Source organism: Burkholderia stagnalis (assembly GCF_039848545.1).
GTDB lineage: Bacteria > Pseudomonadota > Gammaproteobacteria > Burkholderiales > Burkholderiaceae > Burkholderia > Burkholderia stagnalis.
Genome location: NZ_CP156686.1, coordinates 1,623,742 through 1,638,306, shown reverse-complemented (window position 1 = coordinate 1,638,306; position 14,565 = coordinate 1,623,742). Strand labels below are relative to the sequence as shown.

The 14,565-nt window shown below is 69.2% G+C and carries 12 protein-coding genes; 4 read left to right on the top strand and 8 right to left on the bottom strand.

Annotation, left to right across the window (positions count from 1 at the left end):
• Window positions 1-35 precede the first annotated feature (35 nt).
• From ABFO07_RS24015 to ABFO07_RS24005, 3 genes are all read left to right on the top strand, one after another.
• The gene (locus ABFO07_RS24015) at window positions 36-2,663 is read left to right on the top strand and encodes a circularly permuted type 2 ATP-grasp protein (protein ID WP_347469686.1); all 2,628 of its coding nucleotides are present in this window, start codon (window positions 36-38) and stop codon (window positions 2,661-2,663) included.
• On the top strand, window positions 2,657-3,661 hold the full coding sequence (locus ABFO07_RS24010; protein ID WP_347468691.1) for a transglutaminase family protein: 1,005 nt from the start codon (window positions 2,657-2,659) through the stop codon (window positions 3,659-3,661). The genes ABFO07_RS24015 and ABFO07_RS24010 overlap by 7 nt, the downstream gene beginning before the upstream one ends.
• Window positions 3,662-3,760: 99 nt before the next feature.
• The gene (locus tag ABFO07_RS24005; RefSeq protein WP_347468690.1) at window positions 3,761-4,477 is read left to right on the top strand and encodes a hypothetical protein; all 717 of its coding nucleotides are present in this window, start codon (window positions 3,761-3,763) and stop codon (window positions 4,475-4,477) included.
• Window positions 4,478-4,627: 150 nt separating this feature from the next.
• Here the strand turns inward: ABFO07_RS24005 and pip are convergent, their stop codons facing one another.
• A complete protein-coding gene (gene pip, locus ABFO07_RS24000; RefSeq protein ID WP_059883092.1) occupies window positions 4,628-5,560 on the bottom strand; it encodes a prolyl aminopeptidase in 933 nt (310 codons plus the stop codon).
• A gap of 250 nt (window positions 5,561-5,810) precedes the next feature.
• On the opposite strand from pip, the gene ABFO07_RS23995 reads away from it, so the two are divergent.
• A complete protein-coding gene (locus ABFO07_RS23995) occupies window positions 5,811-6,938 on the top strand; it encodes an acyltransferase family protein (RefSeq protein WP_059962291.1) in 1,128 nt (375 codons plus the stop codon).
• Window positions 6,939-7,021: 83 nt separating this feature from the next.
• Here the strand turns inward: ABFO07_RS23995 and ABFO07_RS23990 are convergent, their stop codons facing one another.
• The 7 genes from ABFO07_RS23990 to ABFO07_RS23960 are packed head-to-tail and all read right to left on the bottom strand — an operon-like array spanning window position 7,022 to window position 14,246.
• Window positions 7,022-8,086: a 2-aminoethylphosphonate aminotransferase gene (locus ABFO07_RS23990; protein ID WP_347468689.1), complete on the bottom strand. Its 1,065-nt coding sequence runs from the start codon at window positions 8,084-8,086 to the stop codon at window positions 7,022-7,024.
• Complete coding sequence (aepY, locus tag ABFO07_RS23985; protein WP_059910636.1) at window positions 8,086-9,273, bottom strand: phosphonopyruvate decarboxylase; 1,188 nt, start codon at window positions 9,271-9,273, stop codon at window positions 8,086-8,088. Before aepY ends, ABFO07_RS23990 begins: the two co-directional genes overlap by 1 nt.
• Window positions 9,270-10,958 carry a phosphoenolpyruvate mutase gene (aepX, locus tag ABFO07_RS23980; RefSeq protein ID WP_059561467.1) on the bottom strand — a complete coding sequence of 563 codons (1,689 nt, stop codon included), beginning with the start codon at window positions 10,956-10,958 and terminating at the stop codon, window positions 9,270-9,272. The genes aepY and aepX overlap by 4 nt, the downstream gene beginning before the upstream one ends.
• A complete protein-coding gene (locus ABFO07_RS23975) occupies window positions 10,955-11,722 on the bottom strand; it encodes an NTP transferase domain-containing protein (protein ID WP_059883087.1) in 768 nt (255 codons plus the stop codon). Before ABFO07_RS23975 ends, aepX begins: the two co-directional genes overlap by 4 nt.
• A gap of 42 nt (window positions 11,723-11,764) precedes the next feature.
• On the bottom strand, window positions 11,765-12,766 hold the full coding sequence (locus ABFO07_RS23970) for an HpnL family protein (RefSeq protein WP_059883085.1): 1,002 nt from the start codon (window positions 12,764-12,766) through the stop codon (window positions 11,765-11,767).
• On the bottom strand, window positions 12,763-13,569 hold the full coding sequence (locus tag ABFO07_RS23965; RefSeq protein ID WP_059808187.1) for a HalD/BesD family halogenase: 807 nt from the start codon (window positions 13,567-13,569) through the stop codon (window positions 12,763-12,765). The genes ABFO07_RS23970 and ABFO07_RS23965 overlap by 4 nt, the downstream gene beginning before the upstream one ends.
• Window positions 13,566-14,246, bottom strand: coding sequence for a CDP-alcohol phosphatidyltransferase family protein (locus ABFO07_RS23960; RefSeq protein WP_347468688.1), 681 nt, complete (start codon window positions 14,244-14,246; stop codon window positions 13,566-13,568). The genes ABFO07_RS23965 and ABFO07_RS23960 overlap by 4 nt, the downstream gene beginning before the upstream one ends.
• Between the last annotated feature and the right edge of the window lie 319 nt (window positions 14,247-14,565).

Here is a 14,565-nt window from a genome sequence, read left to right as displayed (position 1 = left end):
CGCCCATTCACTCCGACGATCTCGCCGCCGACGCGATGCACACGCTCTTCGATACCGGATCGCAGCCGGATGCCGCCGAGCTGGCCGCCGCGCTCGCCGCGCCGGCGGCCGCCGGCCGCTACGACGAACTGCGCGGCAGCGCGGCCGGGCTGCACGCGCCCGCGCTCGCCCCCGCGTGGCGCGATTTCTTCACATCGATCGGCAGCGACGGCGTGGCCGATCTCGACCGCCGCGCGGACGCGCTGCAGCGGCGCATGCGCGAGAACGGCCTGTTCTACCAGCTCCACGAGCAGCGCGCGGGCGACGGCGCGACCGGCCCGTGGTCGCTCGACCTGCTGCCGCTGATCGTCACGCCGCAGGACTGGGTGGCGATCGAGCGCGGCGTGCTGCAGCGCACCCGGCTGCTGAACACGATGATGGCGGACCTGTACGGGCCGCAGACGATCCTGCAGCGCGGGCTGCTGCCGCCCGCGCTCGTCACTGGGCATCCGGGCTACCTGCGCGCGATGCGCGGCGCGCGGGTGCCGGGCAACACCTGGCTGCACGTCGTCGCGTTCGATCTCGCGCGCGGGCCGGACGGCCAGTGGCGGATGATCGCGCATCACACGCAGGGCGCGTCGGGGCTCGGCTATCTGCTGGAGAACCGGCTGATCGTGTCGCGCCTGTTCCCGCGCGCGTTCCGCGGGCTGCGCGTGCAGCGGCTCGCGGCGAGCTACCGCGCGCTGCTGCAGAGCATGCAGGCGCTGAGCCCGGCGCGGAAGAACTCGCGGATCGTGCTGCTGACGCCGGGGCCGCACAGCGCGACCTATTTCGAGCACGCGTATCTCGCGCGCTACCTCGGCCTGACGCTCGTCGAAGGCGGCGACCTGACCGCGCGCGACAGCCGCGTGTTCCTGAAGACGCTGCGCGGGCTCGAACCGGTGCACGGGATCTTGCGGCGCGTCGACGACGCGTGGCTCGATCCGCTGGAGCTGCGGCCCGATTCGATGCTCGGCGTGCCGGGGCTGCTACAGGCCGTGCGCGCGGGCAACGTGCTGCTCGCGAACGCGCCGGGCTCGGGCTTCCTCGAATCGCCGGGCGTGCTCGGCTTCCTGCCGCGTCTCGCGGAGAGCCTGCTCGGCGAGACGCTGACGCTGCCGGCCGTGCATTCGTGGTGGTGCGGCGAGGCCGCCGCCTGCGACGACGCGCTGCCGCAGCTCGCGCGCGGCATCATCAAGCCGGCGTTCCCGCCGGACGTGCAGGCGGGCGGCGGCTTCGATCCGGTGATCGGCGCGCGGCTCACGCATGCGCAGCTCGCCGAATGGCGCGCGCGGATTCTCGCGCATCCCGAGCACTACACGGTGCAGGCCGACCTGCCGCTGTCGCAGGCGCCGACCTGGCCGGGCGGCGCCGAGCCGAACGGCAACGGCGACGACTATCGCCACGGGCAGGGCGGCGCGCGGATCGTGCCGAAACCGCTGCTGCTGCGCGTGTTCGCGCTCGCGGACGGCGCGGCGCGCTGGCGCGTGCTGCCCGGCGGGCTGTCGCGGGTCGGCACGCGCGACGCGCTGTTCAACGCGCCGATGCCGCGCGGCGGCAGCACGGTCGATACGTGGGTGATGACGGAGGGCATCGTCGATTCGACGACGCTGCTGCAGACGCATCTCGGCCCGGACGACCTGGCCGCGCCGCGCGCGATCGCGAGCCGCGCGGCCGAGAACCTGTTCTGGCTCGGCCGCTACACCGAGCGCGCGACCAACCTGATGCGCCTGGCGCGCGCGGCGCTCGAACGGCTGCGCGGCGAGGACGACGCGGACAGCCCCGCGCACCTGGAGCTGATCGACACGCTGTGCCGCGACACGGGTCTGATCGCGCCGGACACGCCGGGCGCGGTCGAGGCGCCGCGCGCGTTCCAGCATGCGCTGGCCGCGTCGTTGACGCGCGGCGCGGATCGCGCGACCGGCATCGCGTCGTGCCTGTTCGGCATGCGCGGCGCGGCGGCCGCGATCCGCGAGCGGCTGTCGAGCGAGCAATGGCGGCTGATCGACGACGCGACGCAACTGTTTGCCGACAGCGCCGGCCACCCCGAAGCGGAAGAGCAGCTCGGCAACGAAGCGCTGCAGCTGCTCGACCGGCTCGGCCTGCTGCTCGGCGCGATCACCGGCGCGCAGACCGACAACATGACGCGCGACGACGGCTGGCGGCTGCTGTCGATCGGCCGGCAGATCGACCGGCTGGATTTCCTGTGCAGCGTGCTGCGGTTCGCATTCGAGGAGGGCGCGGTGCTCAAGCAGGACGGCTTCGAGCTGGTGCTCGAGCTGTTCGACAGCGCGATCACGTTCCGTTCGCGCTACCAGCGCGGCTTCGACGTTGCGCCGCTGCTGTCGCTCGTCGTGCTCGACACCGACAATCCGCGCTCGCTCGGGTGGGTCGTGCAGGCGATGCGCGGCCGGTTGACGAAGGTCGAGCGCAGCGAAGGCTATGCGCTGTCCGAACTGGCCGACGCGATTCCGGACGTGCCCGGCTGGTCGCTGCACGCGCTGTGCGAAACCGGCGAGGACGGTCGTTACGACCTGCTGCTCGACAGCCTGGACGCCACCGCGAAAGCCGTGTGGGAGCTGTCGAACCGGATCGGCGAACGCTATTTCAGCCACGTGCGCGAGGCGGGCAGGACGCTATGGTGACGAGAAAGCCCGCGGCGAACCCGCTGCCTGCCGCTGTGCCGTCCGGCGGCCGGCTGCTGCGCGTCACGCACGACACCGAATACCGCTATGCGGCGCGGGTCGAATCCGCGCAGCACCAGGCACGCCTGACGCCGCTCGCGACGCCGCGCCAGCAGCGGCTGTCGTTCGAACTCGAGATCGAACCGGCGCCGCAGGCCGTCTGCACCGAGACCGACGCGTTCGGCAACGCGCGCGCGTCGTTCGCGCTGAACCAGCCGCACGATGCGCTGCTCGTGCGCAGCCGCAGCGTGGTGCGGGTGACGCCGCCGGTCTGGTCGGCCGGCGCGCGCGGCGCGCCGCCGCCCGCGATCGCGCAGCCGGAGCCCGCGCACGCGAGCGCATGGGAAGCGGTGCGCGAGCGTTTCCGTTTTCGTGCGGGGCAGCCGTACGACGCGGCGAGCGAGTTCGTGTTCGCGTCGCCGCACGTCGCGTGCGATCCGCAACTGGCCGCGTATGCGGCGGCCAGCTTCACGCCGGGCCGGCCGCTCGTGCAGGCGGCGTGGGAGCTGATGCGGCGCATCCACGCGGAATTCACGTACGCGCCGAACAGCACCGACGTGACGACGACCGCGCTCGATGCGCTCGCGCTGCGCCAGGGCGTGTGCCAGGATTTCGCGCATGTGATGATCGGCGCGCTGCGCTCGCTGGGGCTCGCGGCGCGTTACGTGAGCGGCTATCTGCTGACGCAGCCGCCGCCGGGGCAGCCGAGGCTGATCGGCGCGGACGCGTCGCACGCATGGGTCGAGGTGTACGACCCGGCGTGGCCGGAGGACGGCGGCTGGCTGCAGCTCGACCCGACCAACGATCGCGCGCCGGGCGACGACTACGTGATGCTGTCGATCGGGCGCGACTACGCGGACGTGACGCCGCTGCGCGGCGTGATCCGCGGCGGCGGCGCGGATCAGGAGCTGAAGGTCGGGGTGACGGTCGAGCCGCTGGAGGGGGACGGCGACGGGTGACGCGGTGTTGCTTCGCGTCGCCGAATGCCGACTTCCTTTGTGCAAGGCCCTGCGCGCATTGGTATCATGCCGCAATCAATAAAATAGGGCCAAAAAAGAATGGAAGCTCTCGCCTTGATCTTGGGCTTGGTTAGCCCGCTGTTTATTGTTGTTGCACTGGTCGGTTTGATCCGGCCGTCGCTATTCAAAAACAAGAAGACGGGCGCAGTTCCGAAGCGTGCGACGCTGTTCGTCGGCGGCATAGCGGCAGCGATGGTGACGGTTACCGTGGGCGCCCTTATTCTTCCGAAAAAGGACGACGCGACGAAGGCCGCCCGCCATGCCACTGCGTCGCCGGTGACGGGCGCGACCGCCCAGGCAGCGCCGCGCGTGTCGCTCGAGATCACGCCGGAAGAGTTTCGCCGCAAGTACAATCGCGGGCTTTCCGGTGCGAACACCGGTTACGCGCTTCCTGAATTCGAGATCGTTCACGATACCGTCTACGACGGTTTTCAACAGTCGGTCGGCCGCGGCATCGAGCTGGCCGGCACGATCAACAAGGCCGACGGATCGCTTCGCGAACTCATGATCCAGATTGGCAATGACGAGCCCGCGGTGATGCTGAAAGCCGTTTCCGCACTCGTCGGGATCGCGGCGGCGGTCAATCCGGACGCTACCGCGTCAAAGGACGATACCGAAACGGTCGTGAACATGATCCAGCTCGCCATGGAGAGCCGCAAGGAATCCAAAGCGATCGAGCGGAGCGTCGGAAAACTGCATTACTCCGCGGTCGCGAGCGAAGCCGGCGGCTTGCTGTTCGGGATCAGTCCGCGTTAGGCGAACGTCTCGTCGTCGACTTAAATCCTCGTCGATGCCGCGCACCTGGCATGGTGATGCCGGCGGGCGGGCGATTGTCGAAGCCGCGCGCAGCAGTCTTGCCCGGGCGCGGCGGCGGCTTGGTTATGCCGCCGTACCCGCGCGATCCGGCTACCCCGCAAACCGGTCCGTCGCCGCGATCAGCGCCTTCAGGATGCCCGGCTCGTTGTACGCATGGCCCGCATCGTCCACGATCTCGAGCGACGCGTCGGGCCATGCCTTCGACAGATCCCACGCAGTGCGCGCGGGCGTCGCCACGTCATAGCGCCCCTGCACGATCACGCCCGGAATGCCGGCCAGGCGGTGCGCGTCGCGCAGCAGCTGGCCCTCCTCGACGAAACCGCGGTTCACGAAGTAGTGGTTTTCGATGCGCGCGAACGCGAGCGCGAAGTGCCCGTCCGCGAAGTGCTCGGCAAGCGCGGGGTCGGGCAGCAGCCGGATCGTGCGGCCTTCCCACGTGCTCCACGCGCGCGCGGCTTCGAGCTTCGCGGCTTCGTCGTCGCCGGTCAGGCGGCGATGGTACGCGGCGATCAGGTCGTCACGTTCGTCGGCCGGGATCGGAGCGAGGAATTCTTCCCACAGGTCCGGAAACAGCCACGACGCGCCTTCCTGGTAGTACCACAACAGTTCCGCGCGGCGCAGCGCGAAGATGCCGCGCACGACCAGCGCGCTCACGCGCGCCGGGTGGGTTTCCGCATACGCGAGCGCGAGCGCGCTGCCCCACGAGCCGCCGAACACCAGCCATTGCTCGACGCCGACCATCTCCCGCAGGCGCTCGATGTCGGCGACCAGATCCCAGGTCGTGTTGTTGTCGAGGCTTGCGTACGGCGTCGAGCGGCCGCAGCCGCGCTGGTCGAACAGCAGGATGTTGTAGCGCGACGGGTCGAAGAGCCGGCGATGGTCGGCGTTGCAGCCGCCGCCCGGGCCGCCGTGCAGGAACACGGCCGGCTTGCCGTCGGGGTTGCCGCACAGCTCCCAGTACACCTTGTGGCCGTCGCCGGTGTCGAGGTAGCCGTGTGCGTAGGGTTCGATGGGTGGGTACACGGAAATTCCCTGGAATGATGGTCGATAGGGTTCCGGCCGGCCCGCGCCGGAGGCATCCCGGCATTATGCCGAATCCGCGTCGCCCGCGTCCGGCCGCCGTATGGCGGCCATTGCAACGCCAATGCTGACGGCATTTTTTAAGCAATTTTATTTCGATATTTTTGCGGGACACTAGCGGCGGAATTTCGGCAGCCATTCAGAAACACCAATCAATAAACCGGCTATTCGCCATTGCGACGGAAACCAGTCCATGACACATCGCGTCCAGCAGCTTACCGGGTTGCGCGCCGTCGCGGTGGCGATGGTCGTCATCGGCCATGCGGAGCACGTGCTCCCCGGCGGCTACTCGGGCTGGCTCGCGCCGTTGCGGCTGTTCGCCGACGGCCGGCTCGGCGTGCTGATCTTCTTCGTGCTCAGCGGCTTCCTGATCACCAACGTGCTGACGGGCGAACTGAAGCGCACGGGCAGTATCGCGCTGGGGCCGTTCTACGTGCGGCGCGTGCTGCGGATCTGGCCGGCCTGCTACGCATACCTGGGCGTCGTCGCGCTGCTGGCGGCGGCGGGGTGGATCGATGTCAGCCAGCGCCAGTGGGCGTTTGCCGCGCTGCATCTGTGGAACTACTCGATGGGCCTCGGCCTTACCGCCGACAGCGCGCTGCATCCCGACGGCGCGTGGTATCTCGGCCATTTCTGGTCGCTCGCGCTCGAAGAGCAGTTCTACTGGTTCTGGCCGCTGCTGCTCCTGCTGGTGGCCGCGCGGCGCAACGGCACGCGCTGGCTCGCGGCGCTGATCCTGGTCGTGCCGCTGATCCGCGCGGCCACCTATTTCGCCGCGCCGGAACTGCGCGGGCAGTTGCGGATGATGCTTCACACGGGCATCGATCCGATCCTGATCGGCTGCTACGCCGCGCTCAACCAGCACCGGCTGGACGCGTGGATCCGGTCGTGGCGCGGCGAGTCCCGCGTGGTGACGGTGATCGTCTGCGTGCTGCTGTTCGCGATGCCGCTGGTCGAAGCGACGCTGCGCGGCGTCTGGAACATCACCTATGGCGTGACGATCGAAGCGGCGCTGATTGCAATCGTGATTGTCGTGCTCAATTTCCGCGACGATTTCTGGTGCGCGCGGTTATTGCGCACGAAACCGATGGTATTCGTCGGCACGATTTCATTCAGCCTGTATCTGTGGCAACAGCCGTTTGCGAATCCGAACCTGCCGATCGCGCATGGTTTCCCGCTCGGCATCCTCGAAGCGTTCGCGGCGGCGACCGCCAGCTACTTCCTCGTCGAAAAGCCGTTCTTGCGGCTCAAGGATCGCTATTCGGAATGGGCCGCGCGGCGTGCGCCGGGCGGTGGCATTGGGCCGAAAGTGGCGGAGTAGGCGGGGTGCGAACGCACGTCCTCATGACGTAAAAAAGGCCCTTGCGGGCCTTTTTTACACAATGCCGGCGGAGAAACGGCGGCTTACTGCGTGAGCGCCGTAAACCCATCCAGCAACCGCTCGACATCGGCCGCTTCGATCGCGCCCATCGTCGAGATCCGGAACAGCTCCTTCGACAGCCCGCCTTGCCCCGCGTAGATCACGAAGCCGCGCGCCTTCAGCCCGTCGTGCAACTGCTCGTACGTGACGCCCTGCGGCAGCCGGTACGCGCGCAGCACGACCGACGATGCGCCTTCCGGCAGCGCGAGCGGCATCCCGCGCGCGGCCAGGCCGGCCTGCGCCTGGTCGGCGAGCGCCTTGTAACGCGCGTGGCGCGCGCGCCAGCCGCCGGCTTCGTTGAATTCGCGCAGCGCCTCGACCAGCGCGTAATACGCGTGCACCGACGGCGTGAACGGCGTATTGCGCTGGTCCTGCAGCTTCGCGAGGCGGCCGAGGTCGAGGTAGTACGTGCGGCTCGCGGCCTTCGCGAGCGCACTGCGGCGCACGATCACGAACGCCGCGCCCGGCACGCCGTGCAGGCACTTGTTCGCGGTCGCCGCCACGGCGTCGATGTCGCCGCCCGCGAAATCGATCGCTTCCGCGCCGAAGCTGCTGACGCCGTCGACGAGCAGCCTCACGCCGCGCGCGCGGCACACGTCGGCGATCGCGCCGAGATCGTTCAGGCGGCCGGTCGTCGTTTCGTGATGGATCACCGCGACATGCGAGAAGCCGCCCGCGTCGAGCCGCGCGGCGACCTGCGCGGGATCGGGGGCCTGCATCCACTCGTGCTTGAGCACTTCGTGCGGAATCGCGTACTGCGTCGCGATCTGCGCGATCCGCTCGCCGTAGACGCCGTTCTCGATCACGAGCAGCTTGCCGCCCTGCGGCACGAGCGCCGCGATCATGCTTTCGACGGCGGCGGTGCCCGAGCCCGTCATCAGCACAGCCGTCCATTCGGCCGGATCGAGCGCGTACGCGGCGACGAGCCGCGCGCGCGCTTCGTCCTGCAGGTCGAAGAACTCGCTTTCGCGATGGCACAGGTCGGGTTGCAGCAGGCTGCGGCGCACGCGTTCGGACAGCGTGACCGGGCCGGGATTCAGCAACAGCATCATTGGGCTCCTTCGGCTTGGGCTTCGGCCTGCGCGGCGCCGATGTGCCGCATCAGGCGGGTCTTGACCTCGACCGGCGTGACGGTCGGGCGCGGCAGGCCGTCGGGCACGCCGGTGCGGATCGCGAGCCGCACGAACCGTGCTCCGTTCGCGCGCGACGTGTCGGAGAGGGCCGCGTCGAGCACGTCGAGCGTGTCGCCTTCGGCCGCCGATGCATAGCCGCACGCGGCGGCGACACCGGCGAACGACACGTGCTGCGACACGGTCGCCTGGCCGCCCGTCGATTCGTGCGCGCCGTTGTCGAGCAGCACGTGCGTGAGGTTGGACGGGCCATAGGTGCCGAGCGTCGCGAACGCGCCCATGCGCATCAGCGCGGCGCCGTCGCCGTCGACCGCGACCACGCGGAGATCGGGGCGCGCGAGCGCGAGGCCGAGCGCGAGCGGCGTCACGCAGCCCATCGAGCCGACCATGTACAGCTGGTTCGCGCGATCGTCGAGCGCGTACAGCTCGCGGCCGCAGAAGCCGGTGGATGCGAGCACGACGGTCGAATCGACCGGCGTGTGCGCGATCACGCGCTGCAGCGCGTCGTGGCGGGTCGGCCATGCGTCGGCCGATTCAGCACGCGACGACGATTGCGCGGCAACGTGCGCGCGCGGCTGCGCCGCCGGATTCGCCTTCAGCTCATACGGCGCGACGCTGCCTTTCTGCATCACGAGCGCGTACGGGCGGCCGGTCGCATCCATGTGCGCGATCGCGCGGTCGAGTGCCGGGCCGACCTGTTCGGGGTCGGTCGGGAACGTCTCCCACGGGATCTCCATCGTGTCGAGCATCGCGGGCGTGATCGGGCCCATCAGCGCATGCTGCGGCTCGTCGGCCACGCCCGGCTGGCCGCGCCACGTGACGATCAGCAGCTGCGGCAGGCGGAACGTCCACGTAAGCGACGTGAGCGGGCTCACCGCGTTGCCGAGCCCCGAGTTCTGCATCATCGCGATGCCGCGCTTGCCGCCGAGCGTCGCGCCCGCGATCAGCGCGACCGCGTCGCCTTCGTTCGCGGCCGACAGGTAATGCAGCGTCGGGTCCTGCAGCACGTAATTGATGAACGGCGTCAGGTACGAGCAGGGCACGCCCGCGTACCAGTCGAAGCCGCGCTCGCGCGCGGCCTCGACGAACTGGGCCGCTTCGATCATTGCGCGCCTCCGATGCCGGCGCCCGGTTCGGACAGCGGCGTCTGGCCGTGCGCGAAGTCGCCCGCGCGACGGAAATCTTCCAGATCGTTGACGCCGCGCCAGTGGCCGTGCACGTACTGCACCTCGATCTTCTCGCCGGCGGCGATCAGCTCGTTGAGGAGCGTGGGGATGTCGAGCGTGTCGAAATCAGGGCGCGCCTGCAGCGTCGCGAGCATCGCCTTCAGGCGATCGACGCCTGCGCCGCGCACGTTCAGCAGGCCGATCCAGCGGCCGTGCGGCGTGCCTTCGGCGACGTCGCTCGATACGCGCTGCAAGTAGGTCTTCTGGCCGAACAGGCCGCGGTCGTCGGCGGCCGAGCAGAGCGCGAAGTCGCGCACGCTCTGGTTGGTCGGCTGCGTCAGCGACGAATCGACGACGACACTGAACTCGGCCTCGCTCTCCGCGAGGTCGCGCAGGATGTAGCTGCGGAACAGCAGGTCGCCGTACGAGATCACGGTGTCGCCGGTCAGGCGCTCGGCCGCGCACGCGAGCGACGTGAGCTCGCCCGTCTGCGCATGGCGCTCGTTGACGACGAGCTTGATGCCCGACGTGTCGATCGCGTCGGCGCGATAGCCGCCCACCACGGTGATGTCGTTCACGCCGTGCTTCTTGAAGCCGTCGACGAGCCAGCGCAAGAGCGGCTTGCCGGCCACCGGCAGCATGACCTTGGGCTTGTCTTCGGTGACGGCTTCCAGCCCCTTGCCGCGGCTCGCGGCGAGCACGATCGCGGCGTTCGACGCGCGCGACGACGACGACAGGTAGATGCGCTCGGCCGCCGAGTATTCGTCGGCGTCCTGCAGGCGGAAGATCTCGTTGACCGACGCGACGCGATCCTCGACGTTGATCAGCGTCTCGTTTTCGTGGATCTCGCGCGCGACGGCCTGCATCGCGGACGCCGACGCGCGGATCAGGTGGTTCGCCCAGATCACGGTGCTGATGCCGGCCTGGCGGAACACGTCGGTCGGCGTGCTGTAGTACTTGGTCGGCACGATCACGAGCGGCGCCTTGCCGCTCCATTCGCGCGCGAACTGCAGGATCTCGTCGGGGCGCGACAGCTTGCTGTGGATCAGGATCGCGTCGGCGCCGGCTTCCGCATACGCGTTCGCGCGGCGCAGCGCCTCGTCCATCCCCCAGCCCGCGATCAGCGCCTCGACGCGCGCGACGATCGAGAAGTCGGGATCGCTCTGCGAATCCTTGCCGGCCTTGATCTTGCCGCAGAACTCGTCGATCTCGGCGAGCGGCTGGCGTTCGCCGTCGATGAAGCTGTTGGTCTTCGGGAACTGCTTGTCCTCGATGCACACGCCGGCGATGCCGCGCTGCTCGAGCTTCTTCACGAGGCGGCGCACGTTGTTGAAGTTGCCGTAGCCCGTATCGCCGTCGAGCAGGATCGGCAGGTCGCTCGCGTCGGCCATGAATTCGAGCACGTCGACGACCTGGGTCCAGCTCGCCTCGTTGTTGTCGCGCACGCCGAACTGCGCGGAGATCGCGAGGCCCGACGCCCAGATGCCCTTGAAGCCCGCTTCGCGGACGATCCGCGCGGACAGGCCGTTGTGCGCTTCCATCAGGAATTCGAGGTCGCTGCTGACGAGCATGCGGCGCAGGCGTGCGCTGCGCGATTCGGTGAAGTTGGGTTCGCGTGCGTTCATCGTGCGGCTCCGGCGGTGGTGCGTTGAATCAGGGGGAGGACGTCCTGCGCGGCGCGCGCGACATCGTTCGGGAAATCGATCTCGATCCACGGCGCGCCCGTGACGTCGGCGACGTCGAACGAGTGGCCGCCTTCGAGCAGCAGGTCGCGCACGGCTTCCTCGTGCGGCATGTTCGCGCGGCCGCTGTCGACGTAGCCCGCGACGATCGCCGCGAGGCGGCGCGCGGTGCCTTCGGTGAAGCGGAAGAAGCCGACCGATTCGCCGATCGTGTCGTACGCGAGGTCGACCGCGAGCTGCTTGCGCAGCTCGACCGGCACGCCGTTCTTCAGGCACAGCTTGACGGGCTCGTCGCCCGCCTCGAAATCGCGGTCGATCAGCAGGCGGTCGACCGGCTGGTCGGGGTTGGCCACGAGCGCGTGCAGGATGCTTTCGTCGTACAGCACGTCGGCGTCCATCAGCAGCACGTCGCCGCCGCGCGTCATCGCGTCCGCGACGGTGTGCACGGTCAGCACGCTGCCGAGGTCGTAGCGGTCGTTGATCACGATTTCGGCCTGGCGGCCGAGGCGCTTCAGTTCCTGCTCGACCTTCTCGTGCTGGAAGCCGAGCCCGAGCACGATCTCGTCGACGCCCGCTGCGTCGAGCACGCGCAGATGGCGCTCGAGCAGCGATACGTCGTCAAAGCGTAGCAGGCACTTCGGAAACTGCGCTTCGGGCGGTTGTTGCAGGCGCAAGCCGAGGCCTGCCGCAAGAATGATGGCTCGCATGTGTTCTCCAACCAAAAAAACGACCGATCGACGGGTGTCCGATCAGTCGGCGAGGGGCTGCGGCGCACGGCGCCGCTGCCAGTTTCGTTCACTGAAATGCAGGTAGAGCAGGCCGGGCAGGCCGAGCGCGAGTTCGCGCGCGCGCTTTGCGAGCGACAGCGCGAGCGCGGCCTCGGGCGGCAGGCCGACGAGCGGCGCGAGCAGCAGGTAGCCGCCTTCCTGCGCGCCGAGCGATCCGGGGATCGCGAAGGCGGCACCGCGGATCGCCTGGCCGACGCTTTCGAGCAGCAGCGCGTCGAGCCAGCTTACCGGATGCCCGAGGAAATGGAGCGCGAGCCACACTTCGGCGGTGCCCACGATCCAGCCGACGAGGCTCAGCGCGAAGGTCGACGCCACCTTGCGGCGGTCGCGGTACAGCGTGCCGACCGCCTCGTCGATCGCGTCCGCGCGGGTCGCGAGAGACGACCAGTCGCGCGGGCCGAGCAGCTTCGACGCGACGCGCAGGCCGCGGCCGAACAGCCCGCGCCGCTGCGCGGCATAGAACAGCAGCGCGCAGCCGCCGAGCACGCCGGTGGCGATCAGCGCCGGCGTGCGCAGGTGCGCGGCCGATTCATGCGTCGCGACCATGCTGAACGCGGCGATGCCGAGCAGCGCGAACACCATTTGAGCGAGCGCCTGCATCGTCGTGCTGACGGTGATCGCCGCGGCGGCATCCGCCATCCGGGTGCCGCGCTGCGCGAGATAGCGCACCATCAGCACCGGCCCGCCGATCTGCCCGGCGGGCAGCAGGCTGTTCACCGATTCGCCGACCCAGCGCGCGCGCAGCGCATTGCCGAGCTCGGCGCCGGGGTCGCCCTTGCGGAACATCACCGAGATCGCCACCGCGTCGATCGCGAGCGGCACGACGTGGAACGCCGCGACGAGCGCGAGCCCCCAGCCGGCCGCGAGAAACGTCGACGCGACCGCGCCGACGCCCTGCCATGCGAGCAGGGCTACGAACAGCGCCGTCCCGAGGGACAGCAGGATCATGCCGGCGCGTGTCATGAGCCCGTCGCGCGTCGCGACGCCAGTTGCTTGAACACCTGGCGGAAACCGAAATACGCGATCGCGTCCTTCATGTTCGAGATGAAGCGCTTCCACGGCCGCATGCCGGGGTCGGTCACGTATTCGAACGTGAGCGACACGCGCATTTCGTTCTGGCCCATCGGCGTGACGCGGTGGCGCAGCTTGTCGCCGTCGAACAGCACGATGCCGCCGTCGGCGATCTGCACCGAGCCGGGCTCGTCGGCGACGTCCGGGTTGCGCGTATGCAGTTCGTAATCGAGGCGGCACGACGAATCGTCGATCACGCCGATCAGCAGCGTGTAGCGGCGGCCGTCGTAGTACGACGTGTCGTAGTGCCAGCCGATGTGGTCGCCCGGCTTCGTGTAGTAATACAGCGCGTATGCGTGCGGATCGTCGTCCGGCGACAGCAGCAGCGTGTCGCCCGTGAGCTTCTCGAGGAAGCCGATCAGCGCCTTCGAACGGTACAGCTCGGCGATGTACGGCGCCTTCGCGTCGATCGTGTGGCGGCTCACGCTGCCGCCCTGCTTGTGGCCGGGCAGGTAATTGCGGTTGAGGTCGGCCTGCAGCGTGCGCGCGGCATCCGCAAGCTTCGCGTGCGCGTCGGGCGGCAGGAAGGCGTCGAGGTACAGGAACGACCCCTGGCGCGTGTAGTCGTCGCGCAGGCGGCCGACGTCGAGCCGGCCGACGGCGTCGGCCACGGTGCGGTCGGGGGTGGCCGCCGCGCGCACGGGCGCGGGGCGTGCCGGGGTCAGCACGGAATCGTCGCGCGTGCTAGAAGTCATTTGCTTGCCTGGATTTCGGTTGGGGTCTGCGGCAGGGCGCCGCGCCGGACGATGCGCCACCAGTCGATCACGACCCACGCGGCGAACAGCGGCGCGCCGATCGACGCCGCGAGGAGGAACGGCTCGACGCCGTTCGTGAGCGTCACGAGCGGCAGCAGGTAAAGGACGTCCTCGGTCTCGAAGCCGCCGACGAACGCCTGCTTCGTGCCGGCCTTGCCGGCGAACGATTCGATGCGCATGCGCAGATAGAAGATCAGCGCGACCGCCGCGCCGGCGGCCGCGCCGAGCAGCACCGGCGGCGCGGCCATCTGGCCGCCCTGGGCGACGATGCCCATGCCCATGCTGACGAACAGCGCGATCGTGACGAGCGCGTCCGCCGCGAGGTCGTAAAAATGCCCGATCTTGCTGGACTTGCCGCTGATGCGCGCGAGTTCGCCGTCCGTATGGTCGACGAAGTTGGACAGCACGATCAGGAACGCGCCGGCATTGCTCCACGCGAAGCCGCCCTGCGCAAGGCACCAGGCGCCGGCGAGGCCGATCAGCAGGCGGACGGTGGTGAGGTGATTCGGGGTGACCGGCGTATCGACGAGCGGCCGGACGAGCGAGCGCGCGAGCCGCGCGTCCCATGTGCGGGGTAGCGGTGGCTCGGGGTGTTTGGCGGTTTTTCTTTGGTCCATCGGCGAAATATATACGGATTTGTAAGTTGCTGCTTTTTTCCGTTCAATCTCCTGACATTATCCGGTGTTACCGGGCGTTGCAGAAGGGGCGCGCGGGCATTTCCGGCGCGTAAACAGCGGTTTTGCGCAAGGCACTTGCGCGACACCGTCAAGTGTGGTCGCCGGGGCACGCTTGCGCAAGGCGCGCCGTCCGCGCATATGGGGGGGCGGGCGGCAGGTGGCGGCGCGCGGCCGATGTCGTTTTTCCGATCGCGGATGCCGCAATCCTTGACGCGGATCATGCCGGCGCACCGGTCGCCGGCCGACAATCCGGCGCCTG